General features: G+C 57.5%; 18 protein-coding genes. 13 read left to right on the top strand and 5 right to left on the bottom strand.

Going from position 1 to position 17822, the window contains the following annotated elements:
- The first annotated feature begins 12 nt into the window (after window positions 1-12).
- The 9 genes from tssA to cueR all read left to right on the top strand — a co-directional run bounded on the left by tssA (window position 13) and on the right by cueR (window position 9349).
- Window positions 13-1611 carry a type VI secretion system protein TssA gene (gene tssA / locus SIK69_RS02955; RefSeq protein WP_319785359.1) on the top strand — a complete coding sequence of 533 codons (1599 nt, stop codon included), beginning with the start codon at window positions 13-15 and terminating at the stop codon, window positions 1609-1611.
- Between the two features lie 42 nt (window positions 1612-1653).
- Window positions 1654-3417: a type VI secretion system baseplate subunit TssF gene (gene tssF, locus SIK69_RS02950; protein ID WP_319785358.1), complete on the top strand. Its 1764-nt coding sequence runs from the start codon at window positions 1654-1656 to the stop codon at window positions 3415-3417.
- On the top strand, window positions 3372-4475 hold the full coding sequence (gene tssG, locus SIK69_RS02945) for a type VI secretion system baseplate subunit TssG (protein WP_319785357.1): 1104 nt from the start codon (window positions 3372-3374) through the stop codon (window positions 4473-4475). Before tssF ends, tssG begins: the two co-directional genes overlap by 46 nt.
- Window positions 4450-4986, top strand: a complete 537-nt coding sequence (gene tssJ, locus SIK69_RS02940; RefSeq protein ID WP_319785356.1) for a type VI secretion system lipoprotein TssJ — start codon at window positions 4450-4452, stop codon at window positions 4984-4986. Before tssG ends, tssJ begins: the two co-directional genes overlap by 26 nt.
- Window positions 4986-5441 carry a type VI secretion system baseplate subunit TssE gene (tssE, locus tag SIK69_RS02935; RefSeq protein WP_319626801.1) on the top strand — a complete coding sequence of 152 codons (456 nt, stop codon included), beginning with the start codon at window positions 4986-4988 and terminating at the stop codon, window positions 5439-5441. The genes tssJ and tssE overlap by 1 nt, the downstream gene beginning before the upstream one ends.
- Before the next feature lie 26 nt (window positions 5442-5467).
- Entirely contained in the window at window positions 5468-5938 is a 471-nt protein-coding gene (locus SIK69_RS02930) for a hypothetical protein (protein ID WP_319785355.1), read from the top strand.
- Between the two features lie 28 nt (window positions 5939-5966).
- Window positions 5967-7337: a VasL domain-containing protein gene (locus SIK69_RS02925; protein WP_319785354.1), complete on the top strand. Its 1371-nt coding sequence runs from the start codon at window positions 5967-5969 to the stop codon at window positions 7335-7337.
- A 110-nt stretch (window positions 7338-7447) separates the two neighbouring features.
- The gene (locus tag SIK69_RS02920; RefSeq protein WP_319785353.1) at window positions 7448-8908 is read left to right on the top strand and encodes a TrkH family potassium uptake protein; all 1461 of its coding nucleotides are present in this window, start codon (window positions 7448-7450) and stop codon (window positions 8906-8908) included.
- A gap of 36 nt (window positions 8909-8944) precedes the next feature.
- Entirely contained in the window at window positions 8945-9349 is a 405-nt protein-coding gene (gene cueR / locus SIK69_RS02915) for a Cu(I)-responsive transcriptional regulator (RefSeq protein ID WP_319626805.1), read from the top strand.
- Here cueR and SIK69_RS02910 read toward each other — a convergent pair whose 3' ends face one another.
- Together SIK69_RS02910 and SIK69_RS02905 are read right to left on the bottom strand one after the other, a co-directional pair.
- The gene (locus SIK69_RS02910; RefSeq protein ID WP_319626806.1) at window positions 9350-9802 is read right to left on the bottom strand and encodes an NfeD family protein; all 453 of its coding nucleotides are present in this window, start codon (window positions 9800-9802) and stop codon (window positions 9350-9352) included.
- Window positions 9799-10716, bottom strand: a complete 918-nt coding sequence (locus SIK69_RS02905; RefSeq protein ID WP_319626807.1) for an SPFH domain-containing protein — start codon at window positions 10714-10716, stop codon at window positions 9799-9801. The genes SIK69_RS02910 and SIK69_RS02905 overlap by 4 nt, the downstream gene beginning before the upstream one ends.
- Window positions 10717-10851: 135 nt before the next feature.
- Between SIK69_RS02905 and fetA the strand changes: the two genes are divergently transcribed.
- Window positions 10852-11520 (top strand): iron efflux ABC transporter ATP-binding subunit FetA, encoded by a 669-nt coding sequence (gene fetA / locus SIK69_RS02900; protein ID WP_319785352.1) that lies wholly within the window; start codon window positions 10852-10854, stop codon window positions 11518-11520.
- A complete protein-coding gene (gene fetB / locus SIK69_RS02895) occupies window positions 11507-12289 on the top strand; it encodes an iron efflux ABC transporter permease subunit FetB (RefSeq protein ID WP_319626809.1) in 783 nt (260 codons plus the stop codon). The genes fetA and fetB overlap by 14 nt, the downstream gene beginning before the upstream one ends.
- A gap of 72 nt (window positions 12290-12361) precedes the next feature.
- Here the strand turns inward: fetB and SIK69_RS02890 are convergent, their stop codons facing one another.
- The 3 genes from SIK69_RS02890 to tesA form a co-directional block, all read right to left on the bottom strand.
- On the bottom strand, window positions 12362-13216 hold the full coding sequence (locus SIK69_RS02890) for a co-chaperone YbbN (RefSeq protein ID WP_319626810.1): 855 nt from the start codon (window positions 13214-13216) through the stop codon (window positions 12362-12364).
- A gap of 68 nt (window positions 13217-13284) precedes the next feature.
- Complete coding sequence (locus SIK69_RS02885; protein ID WP_319626811.1) at window positions 13285-14055, bottom strand: SDR family oxidoreductase; 771 nt, start codon at window positions 14053-14055, stop codon at window positions 13285-13287.
- Between the two features lie 28 nt (window positions 14056-14083).
- Window positions 14084-14707, bottom strand: coding sequence for a multifunctional acyl-CoA thioesterase I/protease I/lysophospholipase L1 (gene tesA, locus SIK69_RS02880; RefSeq protein WP_510467969.1), 624 nt, complete (start codon window positions 14705-14707; stop codon window positions 14084-14086).
- Here tesA and ybbA point away from each other — a divergent pair.
- Window positions 14678-15364, top strand: coding sequence for a putative ABC transporter ATP-binding protein YbbA (gene ybbA / locus SIK69_RS02875; protein ID WP_319626813.1), 687 nt, complete (start codon window positions 14678-14680; stop codon window positions 15362-15364). The two genes, tesA and ybbA, sit on opposite strands and share 30 nt — an antisense overlap.
- Window positions 15361-17775 carry a putative ABC transporter permease subunit YbbP gene (ybbP, locus tag SIK69_RS02870; protein WP_319785348.1) on the top strand — a complete coding sequence of 805 codons (2415 nt, stop codon included), beginning with the start codon at window positions 15361-15363 and terminating at the stop codon, window positions 17773-17775. Before ybbA ends, ybbP begins: the two co-directional genes overlap by 4 nt.
- Window positions 17776-17822: the final 47 nt, after the last annotated feature.

Raw genomic sequence — 17822 nt, 5'->3', positions numbered from 1 at the left:
ACAGGAATTTGCATGGCAACTCTGAGTACGCTTTTTAGCGCCTGTTCGCAAGAACCCCAGGCGCTGATGGAACACACCCAAGCCTCGCTGAGCCTTTGGGATAACTGGCTGGCACCGATCGCCAGCAGTCAGCCAGCGGGAGAGGACATCAGTTACGACGACGATTTTCAGCTGATCCGTGAAGAGGTAAATAAACTCTCAGGCTTCAACACCGAGCTTATCGCGACTCTGGCGGAAAAGCTGTTGATCCACGGTAGCAAAGATATCCGCGTGGCGACGTTCTACGTCTGGGCGCGTCTACAACAGGAAGGCGAATCCGGCCTGGCGCAGGGACTGACGCTGCTTGCTGCCCTGCTGGAGCGCTACAGCGATGAGGTTCACCCTCGCCGTGAGCGTCCGCGCAAAGCAGCCCTCGAGTGGCTGGCAGGCAGTAAAGTGCTGGACACGCTGACGCTCTATCCGGAAGTGAATAAAGACGATTTTAAACAGGCGGTCGGTGCGCTGGCGATTATCGCGCAGGTGACAGACGGCTGGGATCTCTCTGCTCAGCCTGAGCTTGGTGCGCTGTATGGCGCACTGGAAAACCGCATGACCCAATCGGGGGGGATGGATGCCGTCGTGCCGCAAACCAGCAGTTCAGACGAGCCAGTCAGGCAAGGCACCTCGACATTCACCGCCAACACCTCCGGGATCCATTCCGGGCGCGAACTGATGGAACAGGCAAAGCTGCTGGCAAACTATCTGCGTGAGCAGCCCGACGGCTGGCTGGCAGGGCATCGTTTGATGAAAAGCATTCGCTGGGACACGCTGCACGAACTTCCCGCCCTCGATGCAGAAAGCCGTACGCGTTTGATGCCGCCTAAAGCGGAGTACCGGGCGCAGCTTAAACGCCTCTATTTGCAACAAAGCTGGGTAGAGCTGATTGAGCAGGCCGACCGGATGTTTGCCGAAAGCGTGAATCACCTGTGGCTGGATTTGCAGTGGTATCTGCATCAGGCGTTGCAGAAGGCGGGCGCTCCCTGGGAGAACTGGACGGATATCGTGCGCAACGATCTGCGCTGTTTCCTCAACCGAATGCCCGGTCTGGAAGGGCTGGCCTACAGCGACGGCACGTCGTTCGCGGATGAGGTGACGCTGAACTGGATCAATCAGCACGTGCTCGACAACGTTGAAGGCTGGGGCCATGAAACAGAAAGCGCATCGGCATCTGCACAGGATGACATTCTGCTGCTGGAACCAGAAGCGGTCGCCATCGCGGATAAAGACGGCATCGATGCAGCACTGGGCTGGCTGAATACCCGCCCCGGCGGCGACACGTCTCGCAACCGCTGGCTGTTGCGCCTGTTGATGGCCCGCCTCGCTGAACAATACGGCAAAAATGAGCTGGCGACGCATCTGCTCAGTGAACTCGACACTCGCGCCACCTCCTTGATGTTGGCGGACTGGGAGCCGGAGCTGCTGTTTGAAGTCAAAGCCCGTTCTCTACGCCTGCTGCGCATGAAAGCCAACCGCAGCGACAGCGACAAGCAACGCCTCACCCCGGCCATGGACGCGCTACTGTCCGGGCTGATTTTGCTCGATCCGGTGCGCGCGGCGGTGCTGTGTGGTTAATCCTGGTGCCATTTCATTTAATTATCTTCATAGGGCTATTCGATGGATGATTTAACCCTGCGCTATTTTGACGCAGAAATGCGTTATTTACGTGATGCAGCAAAAGAGTTTTCCCGCGCGCACCCGGATCGGGCGGCGTTGCTCGATCTGGATAAGGCGGGAACCCCCGATCCCTACGTGGAGCGCCTGTTTGAAGGCTTCGCTTTTTCGATGGGGCGTCTGCGTGAAAAAATTGATGACGATCTGCCGGAATTAACGGAAGGGCTGGTGAGCCAGCTCTGGCCGCACTATCTGAAAACGATCCCGTCGATGTCCGTGGTGTCACTGGAACCCGATATCACCGGGATGAAAATGGGTGAGACGGTGAACGCCGGGCTGGAGGTTTACTCCCGTCCTGTCGGCGTGAAACAGACCGTTTGTCAGTACCGGACCACGCGCGACATGCCGCTGAACCCGCTGAAGCTGACGCGTGTGTCGATGGAAACCGAGCCGGATGGACGCTCTCTGCTGCGACTGCGAATGGCCTGCAATCCGCAGACTGACTGGAAGCAGTGTGACTTACGCCGCCTGGCGTTTTACCTGACGGCTGAGGCTCCGGTCAGTAACGCCCTGCATCTGGCGTTAACCCGTCGTCAGGCCGGGCTGTATTTGCGCCTGCCCGGTCAGACCGACAGAATGACGATTGACGGCGGTTTTTCTCCCGGTGGTTTTCGCGAAGAAGATCGCCTCTGGCCGAAAGGTGACAGTGCGTTTAGTGGCTACCAGCTGCTGCTGGAATACTTTACCTTCCGCGACAAGTTCCGTTTCGTGCACCTGAATGGTCTGGAGGGCATCACCTTTCCTGCGGGTCTGGCCAACTTCGATATTGAAGTGGTGCTCAGTACCCAGTGGAACAGCGAGCTGCCAGTGATGGACGATGCGCTGTGTCTGCACTGTGTGCCGGTGATTAACCTGTTCACGCTGCAGGCCGATCCGCTGCGCATCAATGGGCTCGAAAGTGAGTATTTGCTGCGCCCACGGCGGTTACAGGATGGGCATACGGAAATCTACTCGGTTGACTCAGTTCTCGGGTCGAAGCGCACCCACGACGCGCAGTATGTGCCGTTCACCAGTTTCCGCCACCGCGGCGGCATGATGCGCCGTGAAGCACCGTCGCGCTATTACCACACCCGCGTGCGTCGTGGGCCGAGTGGGTTGTATGACACCTGGCTGATTCTGGGGGGGGACCTCTGGGAAACCGATCGGGTCATCAACGGTGAAACGCTGTCACTGAAAGTGACGGGCACCAACGGCCAGCTACCGCGTAAGGCGCTGACGAGCACGTTGCTTGACCGCTGCGAGCAGGTGACGCAAACCCGCCTTAAGGTCAGAAACCTGTGTAAGCCGACGCTGCCAGCCTATCCACCGGCTGAAGACAGTTTTCACTGGCGCGTACTGAGCCATTTGGGTTCCAGCTTCCTCAATATAATGAGCAGCGCAGAGGTGTTGCGCAGCACCCTGGAACTCTACAACTGGCAGCACGACGAGATGAACCTGCGTCGGCTGGATGCCATTCTCGATGTACAGCACCATCTGGTTCAGCGCTTCGAAAAAGGGCATTTGCTCAGGGGAGTGGATATTGAAGTTACCCTCGACAGCAATGGCTTTAGCGGTGAAGGCGATATTTACCTGTTTGGGGAAATGCTCAATCGTTTTCTCGCGCTCTACAGCGATATCCACCTGTTCAATCAGCTCACTCTTATCGTTCAGCCGGAAAATAAATGCATCCGATGGAAAGAGAATCACAATCAGCGACTGCCCGGCTAACGGCGCAGTTACAGGACGATATCAGCCGGACCAACTTTTACCGTTTTTGCCAGTTGCTGGAGCAAAGCCAGCCAGATGCCCCAGCGCTCGGCAGTACCTGGAAAATCAGTAACGATCCGATTCGATTTCGTCCGCATCCCGGAATGGGTTTCCCAGCCGGAGAGTTTAAACGTCTGGATATTCCGGATGAACCCAATAAACCCGCCAGTGCCATGGTCACCTTTATGGGGCTGTATGGCGTGGAATCTCCGCTGCCGACGGCCTGTATTGATGACATAACCCAGCGTCGGGAAGGTCATGAAGCGGTCAGCGATTTTCTGGATATTTTTAACCACAGGTTGATCACCCAGTATTACCGCATTTGGCGCAAATACTCCTGGCCCGCCTCGTTCCAGCCCGGCGGGAAAGACAAAACGTCGCAGTATTTGCTGAGCCTGGCGGGGCTTGGATTAAAAGGGTGCGCAGAGAATATCGCCACGCCGATTTCACGCTTTCTTGCGCTGCCGGGCCTGATGCGGCTGCCCACGCGAACCAGCGAAGGGATCATGGCTATCGTGCAGTTGCTGGCACCCGATACCCAGGCAGATATCGTGCCGCACGATCCTGCCCGCGTGGCGCTGAAATCCACGCTGCGTATGAGCGCCAGCCGCCCGGTATCGTTGGACAATCGTCCTGTGATGGGCAGTCATGCCATCGATGTGAATCATCAGGCTCACCTGCGGCTGCGCACGGATAACCCTGATGAGGCGATGTCCTGGCTGCCGGGGAGCGCACTGCATCGTGATTTTCTGGCGCTGTTGCAGGTCTATCTGGGTGCACGGCTCGATTTACGCATCACGCTGACGCTGGATCGCGAGCTGCTCCCGGATGCCTCGCTCTCCTGTAAATCCGGGGGAAATGGCGTGCAGCTGGGAAGAACGGCAGTAATGCGCCGTCAGACGCAAACGCGCCCGAAGGCCGGGCAGAATACCATTACCATTAATCTGGGGCGTTACCAGCGCTTGTTGGAACAGCCTCACAGAAGAGAAGCAGATGATGAAGGCAATTATCGTGAATAAAGGGATGTCAGCGGGGATGCTGATGTGCTTATTACTGAGCGGCTGCGGGTTAACCCAGAAAGTCAGCGACGGCACCGCAGCGATGACGAAATCTATTTTTTATAAGCAGATAAAAACGCTGCATCTTGATATTCGCGCGCGTGATGCCGTTAACAATAATGCCCAGGGAAACGCGCTGGCGACCGTGGTGCGTATCTATCAGCTCAAAGACCGCAAGGCTTTTGACAGCACCGATTATCCCTCTTTATTTGCCTCCGACAGCGAGGCGCTAAAAGCCGATTTGATGGCGGAGAAAGACCTGCGCTTGCGTCCAGGCGAAACGGTTAGCGTCGATATGCCAATGGAAGAGGGCGCTCAGTTTGTGGCGGTTGCGGCCATGTTCCTCACGCCGGATCAGGAAAAAAACAGCTGGCGCATAGTGCTGAGCCGTCAGGATTTAGATCCGGATGATGCGCGTCACCTCGAACTCAACCAGCAGACGTTAACCCTGCTACCCGTTAAGGATGACTGATGCCAGACAGCCATTTCAGCCCCTCGCTCTACGAACTCCTGTATGGCAATTTTACCGGCGGCCTCGATCTTCATCAGGTCAGCGAACAGAACCAGGTGATTATGTCGGTACTCGACAACATGCAACGAATCCTTAACTGTCGTGCTGGCACCCTGGCGCATATCCCGGATTACGGTCTGCCGGATATGACCACTATTCTGCAAGGCCTGCCTGGCACCGCACATCAGCTGATGAACACCCTCTCTGCGGTGCTGCTCAAATACGAGCCGCGGTTGAGCAGCATCAACGTGGTGATGCAGGACCAGACCATCCCCGGCGAACTGCGTTATGCCATCGACGCCGAACTGAAAGGCATTGGCCTGGTGCGCTACGGCACCGAGTTTATGCCCGAAGGTCGGGTGTTGATTCGTCATCTCAAACAGCAGAATTACTTTGATAATAAGGCCCGGATTTAGGTCGGGCGACCAATGGCAGGGAAAGCATGTCAGCCAAAGCACAATTTCTTAAAAAACTGCAGGACCAACAGCCTCGCCGTCGCGATTTTGACAGCAAGAGTGAAGCCGATATCGCCGACCTGCGTCTGCGGATGGGCGAGCTTCAGGAAAATATGGCCGCGTGGCTCACGGACACCGGGATTAGCATCGCGTCCCATGACGTCGCGCTCAGCGATTTGTTGGTGGGGGGCAAAACCTTCACCGTTCCGGCGCTGAGCCTGCGCTACGACGACCGCGAAATAAAATTCACTCCGGTGTTTTTGTACGGCCAGGGCGTTACCGGCTGTGTGGAGGTCTGCCTGTGTATGCAGGGGCGCGCCACGCCGCAGTTTCGACTCTTTATGCGTTGCAGTGAAAGCGTCGACTGGACCTGTAACCCGGTTGGTGTGCCCGGCGCGCACAGAAGTGCGTTCAGCGAGGACGCCTTCTTCGAAATGATTGCCGGGCTGCTGCCCTGATAACACGCCTTTTAGGGATGAAATCACTATGTACGACGCAAAACCTCGCCCGGTAAGAACCGGCGGCGATCCGCGCACCCTCGCGGACTTCACCACTCTGCGTGAAGAGATGAGTAAACTGACACACCCGGCGCGTCCGGACGTGAACTGGACGCGGGTCGAAAGCCTGTCCCTTTCGCTATTCGAGCAAAACGGCGTTGAGCTGCAAACCGCCGCCTGGTACACCCTGGCCCGCAGCCATCTGGCGCGGATTAATGGGCTGAACGAAGGGATGGCTATCCTCAACGCCCTGCTGGCGCATCAGTGGGCGCAGGTCTGGCCGCTGCAAACCGCCTCCCGGGCGGAGATCCTGAGCGGCCTGAGTCAGCGTTTACAGAAAGTGTTCCGCACTTTTACGCTGACCCACGAAGACCTGTCGCCGCTGTATGAAGCGGAAAAGCAGCTGCGGGCGCTGGACGATATTTTGACGCGTCAGGGGCTGAAGCAGGTCTGCCAGCTCTCGCCGCTGCTGGGGCAGATAAGCAGCGCGGTAACCCGGCTGGAAAACAGCGCAACCCAGGAAACGCCAGCCCCAGCCATTGTGCTGCCGGTGCAGGCGTTGCAGGAGCCGGTTGTCGGACGCGAGCGTGCCCCTGAGAGTCGGCTGGTCTACGTGATTCGTCAGGAGCCAGAGGTGACGGTGGAAGTGGTGCATGAACCATCGCCATCACAGCCTGCGCCGCCGCGCTGGCCTGCGTTTGCCGCCGGGGCGTGTTCGGCCTTGCTGCTGGGTGCCGTGGCGCTGTGGGGCTGGAATGCCCTGCGCCAGGTTGACGGCACCTCGCAGGCGCTGAGTGCGTCGGTGGCACCGTTGCCGCAGGCGCTCAGCCACGCTGAAATCCAACGGCTACGCGAGGGCGGCACGGGCAAAATGAATGCCGATGTCTGGCTGAAACAGACCGCCTCCCGGCTGGATACGCTGGCATCGTTGCCGCCACAATGGCCGCAACAGCAGGGCAATGCGCTGCTGGATCAGGCGCAAGCCCTGTGGCCGAGTAACGCACAGCTCGTTGCGATGCGTAATCAGTGGCAGCAAAAAATCACGTTAAACCGGATGACGGATGAAACGCTCAACGGCTGGCATAACGGCATGACCACCTTGCAGACCCTGACCGACAGGCTGAACGCGCTTGATGGGCAAAAGGGAAAATACCTTACCGTCAGCGAGCTGAAATCGCAGGTGTTTGCTGCGACCCAGGCGTTTAATCGTGCGGTGCCAACTGAAGAACTGTTGCGACAAATGGCCGCACAGGACAATCCGCAGAGCATTTCGGCGGCGCAAAAACTGCAAACCGAGCAACGGCTGAAACAGCTGATCACTCGCTATGCGCAGCTGGATAGCGCGCAGAAAGAGCAATAATCCGCTGGGAAAACGCAGGGTGTGTCTGATTTGCCTTAGTAAAACAAAATGCTGTCGTCTAAATCACTTATACTGCGGACATTCTGATTAATCGTTGTCACATCATCAGCATGTATATTTCGACACGTTTTAAGGTTGTCATCCATCTCTGCGCTTTCCTGGTCGTGCTGTATAGCCTGACGATGATCCCGCCGATGCTGCTCGCGTTGGTCGACAAGGAACGCAGCCTGTTTGCGTTCCTTTCTACGTTTGCCCTTTTTTTCCCTGCCGGGCTGATCGGCTGGGGATTAACCCGTCAGTCGAAAATACAGCTTGAAACGCGCGACGGATTTATCATCATCGTCCTGTTCTGGCTGCTGTTCTCGCTGATCAGCGCCATGCCGCTGTGGCTGGATGATTCGCTGAATATTTCCCTTGCGGATGCGATGTTTGAAGGCGTATCGGGGATAACTACCACCGGTGCATCGATTTTCAGCGACGTAAGCAACCTGCCGCGCTCGGTGCTCTATTACCGCTCGCAGCTGAACTTCATCGGCGGGCTGGGGGTTATCGTGCTGGCGGTGGCGGTGCTGCCGTTACTGGGCATCGGGGGCATGAAGCTGTATCAATCGGAAATGCCCGGCCCGTTCAAAGAGGAACGCCTCACGCCCCGGCTGGCTGATACCGCCAAAAGCCTGTGGTTCACCTATTTGCTGCTGGGGCTGGCCTGTACGCTGGCATTTTTCCTCGCCGGGATGCCGTTCTTTGACGCGCTATGTCATGGCCTGTCGACGGTATCGCTGGGTGGATTTTCGACGCAAACGGATAGCATTGGTTATTATGACAGCTACGCCATCGAGCTGGTGGCGGGCGGCTTCTCGCTGCTGTCTGCAGTCAACTTTACCCTCTATTTCGTGGCGCTCTCGCGTCGCAGCCTCAAGCCGTTTCGCCGTAACAGCGAGCTGCGCTTTTTCCTCTGCGTGGTGGCGGTAGTCGTGGCGATAATCACCTTCGAAGTCTGGCGCGCAGGAATGTACGCCTTGCCCGCCTCGTTCGTTCACTCCTTTTTCCTGGTCAGTTCGATGATCACCGATAATGGCCTGGCGACGGCGGACTACGCCTCGTGGCCGACGCACGTAGTGGTCCTGTTACTGTCCGCCAGTTTCTTCGGGGGCTGCGTCGGCTCAACCTGCGGCGGTATCAAAGCCCTGCGTTTTCTGATCCTCTTTCGCCAAAGCCGCCATGAAGTGCATCAGTTAGCCCATCCGCGCGCTATCATGAGCGTACGCGTCGGCAACACAGTGATTAGCGACAGGGTGATGCGCTCGGTCTGGAGCTTCTTCTTTCTGTACATCCTTTGCACCTGCGGTTTTATCTGGGCGCTAAACCTGTTGGGCTACGATTTGCTCACGTCATTTGCCTCCGTCGCCGCCTGCATTAATAATATGGGCTTAGGATTTGGCGCAACCGCTGCGGGGTTTGGCCCCCTCAACGACGCCGCCAAATATTTGCTCTGCGGGGCTATGCTGCTAGGCCGTCTGGAGATTTATCCGGTCCTCATTCTGCTCTCGAGAACCTTCTGGCGCAGCTAAACGTAAACCCGCATGGGATCCATGGAGGTCAATGTGATGAATATCAGCGATGTTGCGAAGAAAACCGGGTTAACCAGCAAAGCGATTCGTTTTTACGAAGAGAAAGGGCTGGTAACGCCCCCGCTGCGAAGCGACAACGGCTATCGCAGCTACACGCAAAAGCATCTGGATGAGTTGACGCTGCTACGCCAGGCCCGTCAGGTGGGATTTAATCTGGAAGAGTGCGGCGAGTTGGTGAATCTGTTTAACGATCCGGGCCGTCACAGCGCGGACGTAAAAGCGCGCACTTTGCAGAAAGTGGCGGATATCGAACGTCATATCAAGGAACTGCAGGGGATGCGTAAGCAACTGCTTGCGCTGGCGGAGGCGTGTCCGGGGGATGACAGCGCCGAATGCCCGATTATGGATAATCTCTCCGGCTGCTGTCATCGTAAAGCGTGATTAGTGCGGACGTACTTTTAGCGTAATGCCGTCAACGGAGATGACTTCCACGCGGCTGCCCGCCGGGAGATCCTCTTCGGCAATCACCGGCCAGGAGCTGTCGCCGACGCGCACATGTCCGTGTCCGTTGCTGAGCGGGGCTTCCAGAAGAAACACCTTCCCAACCAGCTGCTGACCACGCTGATTGAGCTGGCTGTCGGCTCGGGGCTGTTGCCTCACGCGGTGAGACAGCCAGCGCCACCACAGCCAGGCTGCCAACAACGTCAGCCCGGCGAACACCGCCCCTTGCCACTCCCAGCCAAACGGCAACAGCCACACCAGCAGACCGGTGACAATGGCCGCCACGCCGCTCCACAGCAGATAGCCATTGCCACCGAGCATTTCCGCCGCCAGCAGCACGCCGCCAAGACTCAGCCAGAAAATGTGCGGATGGGCGAGGAGGGCGTCAATCATGGTTTTTTCCGCTCGTCAGCGCTGCCTTTAATCAGCTCGGCGATCCCGGCAATTGAGCCCATCAGGCTGCTGGCATCCAGCGGCATCATCACCACTTTGCTGTTACTGGATGAGCCAATCTGCTGCAGTGCGTCGGTGTATTTCTGCGCCACGAAGTAGTTCACCGCCTGAATATCCCCGGCAGCAATGGCTTCGGACACCATCTGGGTCGCGCGGGCTTCCGCTTCCGCCGAACGCTCACGCGCTTCCGCTTGCAGGAAAGTGGACTGACGCTCACCCTCAGCTCGCAGGATCTTCGACTGTTTTTCCCCTTCGGCTTTCACGATCTGCGCCTGGCGGATCCCTTCGGCTTCCAGAATATAGGCACGCTTGGTACGTTCGGCTTTCATCTGCGCATTCATCGCGTCGATAAGTTCAGCCGGTGGCCGTACGTCGCGAATTTCAATACGGGTGATTTTGATGCCCCACGGATTGGTGGCTTCATCGACGATGTGCAGCAGGCGGGTGTTGATGTTGTCACGCTGGGAGAGCATTTCATCCAGCTCCATCGATCCCAGCACGGTACGGATATTGGTCATCGTCAGGTTGATGATCGCCAGTTCCAGGTTGCTGACTTCATACGCCGCTTTCGGGGCATCAATGACCTGAATAAAACACACTGCGTCGATGGCGACGTTGGCGTTATCTTTGGAGATAACTTCCTGCGACGGGATATCCAGCACCTGCTCCATCATATTAATTTTGCGGCCGATGCGATCCATAAACGGCACCACCAGGCTCAGACCCGGCTGCAGCGTGTTGGTATAACGACCGAAACGCTCGACCGTCCATTGGTAACCCTGCGGCACGATCTTCACGCCTGCGCCGACAATCACCAGCGCCACGAAAATTAAGACCGGAATAAAAATAAGCATTAAAAACCTCCTGTTTTTGCCAAATAGCCGACTACCTTCGTTGGCCTGATAACGGAAAGTATAACTTTTATCCTTCTCAGCGCGAAGGCCAAAGGCATACAATAACGCTGTATCAGCACGAAATATGGGAAACAAATGACGCCATTAATACAGGTGAACCAGCTGGGATTTAAACCTGGCGATACGCCGCTGTTGGATAATATCAATCTGACGTTAAACGAAGGGCAATTTACCCTGATTACCGGGCCATCAGGATCGGGGAAAAGCACGCTACTGAAAATTATTGCTTCGCTCCTGAGCCCGACGAGCGGAAACATTCTTTATCGTGGGGAAGATATCGTCCACCTGTCCCCGGAAGCCTATCGACAGCAGGTATCCTACTGCGCGCAAACTCCGGCCTTGTTTGGCGAGACGGTATATGACAACTTGATTTTCCCGTGGCAAATTCGCGACATGCGCCCTGAGCCGGAAAAGCTGCTGGCGGATTTGGCGCAATTCAATCTGGCAGAAGTGACGCTGCAAAAATCCATAAATGAACTTTCCGGCGGTGAAAAACAGCGAATTTCACTGATCCGTAATCTGCAATTTTTACCCAAAGTATTATTACTGGATGAAATTACCAGCGCGCTGGATGAGCGTAATAAGCATAACGTGAATGAAATTATTCATCGTTACGTCAAAGAACAGCAGGTCGGTGTGCTGTGGGTGACGCACGATAAAGACGAAATTACTCATGCCGATGACATCATCACCCTGAAACCGAACGCGGGTGGAATAGAGGAGCGGGCGCATGACCGGGCATAATATTTCTAACGAGTCGCTGGCGCTGTCGATGGTGTTAGTGCTGGTGGCGATTATTGTCAGCTACCGGGAAAAGCTGGCGCTGGAAAAAGACATTATCTGGAGTATTTGCCGGGCAGTGGTGCAGCTGGTGATCGTCGGCTACGTGCTGAAGTCTATTTTTAACGTCAACAACGCGCTGCTGACCTTGCTGATGGTGCTGTTTATCTGCTTCAACGCCGCCTATAACGCGCAAAAGCGTAGCAAATACATCAGCCACGCCTTCACCTCATCGTTTATCGCCATTACCACCGGGGCAGGGCTAACGCTGGCGGTGCTGATTTTTTCCGGTGCGATTACCTTTACTCCGATGCAGGTTATCCCTATCTCCGGGATGATCGCCGGGAATGCAATGATTGCCGTAGGGCTGTGCTACAACAATCTCGGCCAGCGTTTTAGCAGCGAGCAGCAGCAGATTCAGGAGAAGTTGAGCCTTGGAGCCACGCCGAAAGTGGCGTCGGCGCGTCTGATTCGGGAAAGCATTCGGGCGTCGCTGATCCCGACGGTAGATTCCGCAAAAACGGTGGGACTGGTCAGTTTACCGGGGATGATGTCGGGGCTGATTTTCGCCGGCGTCGATCCGGTGAAAGCGATTAAGTATCAGATAATGGTCACGTTTATGCTGCTGTCGACCGCCAGCCTGTCGACGATCATCGCCTGCTATCTGACCTATCGTAAGTTCTTTAATGCTCGCCATCAGCTGGTGGTGAAGCAGTTGAAAAAGCCGGGCTAAATCACCCGGCCACCATCCAGGCCTGCGAAGCTCGCGTAGGCCTGCTCAGCGAAGCGCCAGCAGGCGAGGTAATCAATACAGCAGGGAGTACAGCAGGCGACGGTATTTCGAGGCCAGCGCATCGCCAGTGCCTAACGCCGCAAGGATCTCTTGCAGCATTTTACGCGCCTGACCGTCAGCGGCACCCAGGTCTTTACGCAGGTGGCTGAACAGCAGCTCCAGCGCTTCTTCGTTGCGCCCAACCTGATGGAGTTGCAGTGCCAGCTGTGAGGCGAGGGCCGCATCGTCCGGACGTTCCGCGACCTGCTGTTGCAGCTGCTGGATTTCCGGGGTGTCCGCCGCCTGTTTCAGCAGCTCAATTTGCGCCACCAGACCCTGATAGCGGGTGTCCTGATCCTGTAACGGGACGGTTTTCAGCGTGGTTTCGGCGTCTTCGGAGCGGTTCAGGGCAATTTGTGTTTCTGCCAGCAGCAGGCCAATCTGGCTGTCCTGGTTCGACATCTGCCAGGCATCTTTCAGCAACGGCAGCGCCTCGGCGTAGTTGCCTTCCTGCATCAGTTGCATGGCCTGCTGGGCTTTAAGTTCTTCTTCACGCGGCAGCACTTTATCGAGCAGCGCGCGGATAACGTCTTCTGGCTGTGGGCCCTGGAAGCCGTCAACCGGCTGACCGTTCTGGAACAGGTACACGGTCGGTATGGCGCGCAGGCCGAACTGGGAGGCAATCATCTGCTCGGCGTCGCAGTCGAGCTTGGCCAGAATGAACTGACCCTGGTACTGATTAGCGAGGTTTTCCAGTACCGGCGTGAGCTGTTCGCAATGTTGGCTGCGCGGTGACCAGAAGTAAAACAGCACCGGAACGGTGGCGGACTGCTCCAGGGTCTGATGCAGATTAGCTTCGGTGATGTTAACGATATACTGTGCAGACATAAGTCATTCTCTTTATTCGATATGAGTCATTATCTCATTGAGATGGGGGCGGAGGACGGGGCTTCAACTCAGCCCTGCAAAATTTTGTCCATCATTCGCCCCGGTAACAGGCGCTTAAGTAGCATCACGGCATGCGTGACCAGCGTCACCGGATAGCGCATTTTCGGTTTATCACTGCTGAAAGCATGGCGTACTTTTGCCACTACCGCCTCCGGGCCGAGGGTAAAACGCGCGGCAATGCCCGGGTTTTCGACCGGTTTATCGGCCTGGGTCTGATTGACGTTGTCGGTAAAACGGGTACGGATCGGGCCAGGTTCAATCAGGCTGACCTTAATGCCGCTGTGGCGTAATTCCATGCGCAGCGCGTCGGACCAGGCCTCCAGCGCGTATTTACTGGCGGCATAGGCCCCACGTCCCGGCGTTGAAATCAGGCCCATCACCGAGGATGTCATCACGATGCGGCCTTCACCGTGCGGCACCATGGCGGGCAGCAGGCGCATGGTCAGTTGGTGGGTACCGAAAAAGTTAGTCGAAAACTGCTGTTCAAGCTGGGCACGGCTCAGGGTGTTGAGCGGGCCGTAGACGCCGTAACCGGCATTGTTGAAAATGCCATACAGGCGGTTTTCACTCAGGGCAATAATCTCGTCGGCGGCGCGTTCTACGCTGGTTTCATCGTCCAGATCGAGCTGCACCCCGGTCAGTCCCAATTCCGTCATGCGCGCCACGTCTTCCGGCTTACGACACGCGGCCAGCACGCGAAAACCGTCGCGTTTAAGTTCCAGCGCGCTTTCCAGCCCAATTCCGCTGGAACATCCTGTAATTAAGACCGTTTTTTGCATAACTTTACCTGATGACAACTCCGTATTTTTACGAGTCGTGTTTAACTAAGGGGGCCAGCCGTGTCGCCATCCAGTCCGCGATAAACGGCTGGGCGTCACGATTGGGGTGAATGCCATCATCCTGCATCCATTGCGGTTTCAGATAGACCTCTTCCATGAAAAAGGGCAGCAGAGGAACATCAAACTCGCGGGCAAGCTGCGGATATATCGCGCTAAAGGCTTCATTATACCGACGGCCATAGTTTGCAGGCAGACGAATTTGCATTAACAGCGGCTGGGCGTTAGCGGCTTTCACATCCTTCAGGATCGTGCGCAGGGTCTGCTCGGTTTGCTGAGGCTGAAACCCGCGCAGGCCATCATTGCCGCCCAGCTCGACCAGCACCCAGCGCGGCTGGTGTTGCTTAAGCAACGCGGGCAGACGCGCCAGCCCCTGCTGCGAGGTATCTCCGCTAATACTGGCGTTGACAACCTCGGTCTTAGGCTGCCACTTTTCATTCAGGAGCGCAGGCCACGCGGCGGTCGCCGCCATGCGATATCCGGCGCTCAGACTGTCACCCAGAATTAACAGCGTGTCGGCAAACGCCGCGCGACAGGTTAACAGCAACATAAACAGGAACGGCAGATGCCAGCGGAAAACATACTTGAAGTTCATCATCTTAAGAAATCCGTCGGTCAGGGTGAGCAGGAGCTTTCCATCCTTACCGGAGTTGAGCTGCTTGTCAAACGGGGGCAGAGCATTGCGCTGGTGGGCGAGTCCGGTTCAGGCAAGTCGACGCTGCTGGCGATCCTCGCCGGGCTGGACGATGGCAGCAGCGGGGAGGTGAAACTGATAGGGCAACCGCTGCATGCGATGGATGAAGAGGCACGAGCGGCGTTACGCGCCCGCCATGTCGGTTTTGTCTTCCAGTCTTTTATGCTGATCCCCACCCTCAACGCGCTGGAAAACGTCGAGCTACCGGCGCTGTTGCGGGGTGAAACCGACAGCCAGGGACGCAGCCACGCCAAAGCGCTGCTGGAACAGCTCGGTCTCGGCAAACGTCTACACCATTTACCGGCCCAACTATCCGGGGGCGAACAGCAGCGCGTGGCGCTGGCCCGGGCGTTTAACGGCCGTCCCGACCTGCTATTTGCCGATGAGCCGACCGGCAACCTCGACCGCCAGACCGGCGATCGCATCGCCGACCTGCTGTTTTCGCTCAATCGTGAGCACGGCACAACCCTGGTGCTGGTGACGCACGACCCGGCGTTGGCCGCCCGCTGTGACCGACGGCTGCGGCTGGTCAACGGTCAGTTGCAGGAGGAGTCATGATTGCCCGTTGGTTTTGGCGCGAATGGCGCTCGCCGTCGCTGCTGATAGTCTGGCTGGCGCTCAGTCTGGCGGTTGCCTGTGTGCTGGCACTCGGCAATATCAGCGATCGGATGGACAAAGGCCTCAGCCAGCAAAGCCGTGAATTTATGGCGGGTGACAGAACGCTGCGCACCGCCCGCGCTGCCCCGGAGGAATGGCTGAACCAAGCCCGCGAAATGGGGTTGAAGGTGGGAGAGCAGCTCAGTTTTGCCACCATGACCTTCGCCGGGGATACGCCACAGCTGGCGAGCGTAAAGGCGGTGGATGATATCTACCCGATGTACGGCAAGCTGGAGACCTCTCCACCGGGCCTTAAACCGCAAGCGGGCAGCGTCCTGCTGGCCTCGCGCCTGATGGCCCTGCTCAATCTGAAAACCGGCGACACTATCGACGTCGGCGATGCCACGCTGCGCATCGCCGGGGAAGTCATTCAGGAGCCGGATTCCGGCTTCAACCCGTTCCAGATGGCACCGCGTCTGATGATGAACGTCGCTGATGTCGAGAAAACCGGGGCGGTCCAGCCGGGCAGTCGCGTCAGCTGGCGCTACAAGTTTGGCGGCACGCCACAGCAGCTGGCGTCCTACGAGAAATGGCTGTTGCCGCAGTTGAAACCCGATCAGCGATGGATTGGTCTTGAGCAGGACGAAGGTGCGCTGGGGAAATCTCTCGAGCGCTCGCAGCAGTTCCTGCTGCTTTCGGCCCTGTTGACGCTGCTGCTGGCGGTGGCTGCGGTGGCGGTGGCGATGGGCCATTACTGCCGCAGTCGATATGACCTGGTGGCGGTGCTCAAAACGCTCGGGGCCGGGCGGGCGCAGCTGCGTAAGCTGATCCTCGGGCAATGGGCGATGCTGCTGCTGTTGTCGCTGGTCAGCGGCGGGGCGATGGGGCTGCTGTTTGAATCGATCCTGATGATTCTGCTCAAACCGGTACTGCCTGCGGCGTTACCGCCTGCCAGCCTCTGGCCGTGGCTGTGGGCCATTGGCGCTATGGTGGTGATTTCGCTGCTGGTGGGGATGCGTCCGTGGCGTCTGTTGCTGGCGACCCAGCCGTTACGCGTGTTGCGTCGTGATGCGGTGGCCAACGTCTGGCCGCTGAAATTTTACATCCCGGTTATCGCGGTGATTGTCGTTGGGTTGCTGGCCTGGCTTATGGGCGGCTCGATGCTGTTGTGGTCGGTGCTGGCAGGGGCCGTGGTGTTGGCGGTGCTGTGCGGGCTTGTGGGCTGGCTGCTGCTGAACGTGCTCAAGCGGGTGACCCTGAAATCGCTAGCATTGCGCCTGGCGGTCAGCCGTCTGCTGCGCCAGCCGTGGTCTACGCTCAGCCAACTGGCCGCGTTTTCACTGTCGTTTATGCTGCTGGCGCTGTTACTGGTGCTGCGCGGCGATCTGCTGGATCGTTGGCAACAGCAGCTTCCGCCGCAAAGCCCGAACTATTTCCTGATCAACATCGCACCGGACCAGGTCGGGCCAGTGAAGGAATTTCTCGCCGATCGTCAGGTGATCCCATCTACCTTCTATCCGATCGTGCGTGCGCGACTGAGTGACATAAACGGTCAATCGACTGATGGCAACAAAGATGAAGCCCTCAACCGCGAGCTAAACCTGACCTGGCAGAGCCAGGCCCTGGAGCATAATTCGGTGACCGCCGGGACATGGCCGCCGAAAGCGGGGGAAGTGTCGATAGAAGAGGGCCTGGCAAAACGGCTCAATATCGGGGTGGGCGATAGCGTAACCTTTACCGGTGACACCCAGGCATTCAGCGCCAAAATCACCAGCCTGCGCAAAGTGGACTGGGAAAGTCTGCGACCTAATTTCTACTTCATCTTCCCGGATGGGGCGTTGGACGGCCAGCCGCAAAGCTGGCTCACCAGCTTCCGCTGGGATAATGGTAACGCGCTGTTGACCCAGCTTAACCGCGAATTCCCGACCGTCAGCCTGCTGGACATCGGCGCGATCCTCAAGCAGGTCGGCCAGGTTCTGGAGCAGGTCAGCCGGGCGCTGGAAGTAATGGTGGTGCTGGTGACGCTGTGCGGCGTGCTGCTGCTGTTGGCGCAGGTCCAGGTGGGGATGCGTCAGCGTCATCAGGAGCTGGTGGTCTGGCGGACATTGGGCGCGGGGAAATCGTTGCTGCGCACTACGCTGTGGGCTGAATTTGCCCTGCTGGGGCTGGTGTCTGGTCTAGTGGCGGCGATCGGGGCCGAAACCGCGCTGGCGGTGTTGCAAACTAAGGTGTTCGATTTCCCGTGGGAGCCCGACTGGCGACTGTGGGTCACACTCCCGTTGAGCGGCGGGATTTTACTCTCACTGTGCGGTGGTTGGCTGGGGCTGCGTCTGCTGAAAGGCAAAGCGCTCTTCCGACAGTTCAGTATGTAAATCCGCCCCGTGGCGCTGCGCTTTCCAGGCCTACACAACCTATAGGC

The sequence above is a fragment of the Scandinavium lactucae genome (genome assembly GCF_033843265.1).
Classification (GTDB): Bacteria; Pseudomonadota; Gammaproteobacteria; order Enterobacterales; family Enterobacteriaceae; genus Scandinavium; species Scandinavium lactucae.
This window is presented reverse-complemented; position numbering and strand designations above follow the sequence as displayed.

Excerpts from the sequence above, each read along its gene's own strand:
- tssJ (WP_319785356.1), top strand. The coding sequence starts at position 4,450 with ATGATGAAGGCAATTATCGTGAATAAAGGGATGTCAGCGGGGATGCTG.
- tssG (WP_319785357.1), top strand. The coding sequence starts at position 3,372 with ATGCATCCGATGGAAAGAGAATCACAATCAGCGACTGCCCGGCTAACG.
- tssA (WP_319785359.1), top strand. The coding sequence starts at position 13 with ATGGCAACTCTGAGTACGCTTTTTAGCGCCTGTTCGCAAGAACCCCAG.
- fetB (WP_319626809.1), top strand. The coding sequence starts at position 11,507 with ATGACCGGGCATAATATTTCTAACGAGTCGCTGGCGCTGTCGATGGTG.
- cueR (WP_319626805.1), top strand. The coding sequence starts at position 8,945 with ATGAATATCAGCGATGTTGCGAAGAAAACCGGGTTAACCAGCAAAGCG.
- SIK69_RS02930 (WP_319785355.1), top strand. The coding sequence starts at position 5,468 with ATGTCAGCCAAAGCACAATTTCTTAAAAAACTGCAGGACCAACAGCCT.
- SIK69_RS02920 (WP_319785353.1), top strand. The coding sequence starts at position 7,448 with ATGTATATTTCGACACGTTTTAAGGTTGTCATCCATCTCTGCGCTTTC.
- fetA (WP_319785352.1), top strand. The coding sequence starts at position 10,852 with ATGACGCCATTAATACAGGTGAACCAGCTGGGATTTAAACCTGGCGAT.
- tssE (WP_319626801.1), top strand. The coding sequence starts at position 4,986 with ATGCCAGACAGCCATTTCAGCCCCTCGCTCTACGAACTCCTGTATGGC.
- ybbA (WP_319626813.1), top strand. The coding sequence starts at position 14,678 with ATGCCAGCGGAAAACATACTTGAAGTTCATCATCTTAAGAAATCCGTC.
- SIK69_RS02890 (WP_319626810.1), bottom strand. The coding sequence starts at position 13,216 with ATGTCTGCACAGTATATCGTTAACATCACCGAAGCTAATCTGCATCAG.
- ybbP (WP_319785348.1), top strand. The coding sequence starts at position 15,361 with ATGATTGCCCGTTGGTTTTGGCGCGAATGGCGCTCGCCGTCGCTGCTG.
- tssF (WP_319785358.1), top strand. The coding sequence starts at position 1,654 with ATGGATGATTTAACCCTGCGCTATTTTGACGCAGAAATGCGTTATTTA.
- SIK69_RS02925 (WP_319785354.1), top strand. The coding sequence starts at position 5,967 with ATGTACGACGCAAAACCTCGCCCGGTAAGAACCGGCGGCGATCCGCGC.
- tesA (WP_510467969.1), bottom strand. The coding sequence starts at position 14,707 with ATGAACTTCAAGTATGTTTTCCGCTGGCATCTGCCGTTCCTGTTTATG.
- SIK69_RS02910 (WP_319626806.1), bottom strand. The coding sequence starts at position 9,802 with ATGATTGACGCCCTCCTCGCCCATCCGCACATTTTCTGGCTGAGTCTT.
- SIK69_RS02885 (WP_319626811.1), bottom strand. The coding sequence starts at position 14,055 with ATGCAAAAAACGGTCTTAATTACAGGATGTTCCAGCGGAATTGGGCTG.
- SIK69_RS02905 (WP_319626807.1), bottom strand. The coding sequence starts at position 10,716 with ATGCTTATTTTTATTCCGGTCTTAATTTTCGTGGCGCTGGTGATTGTC.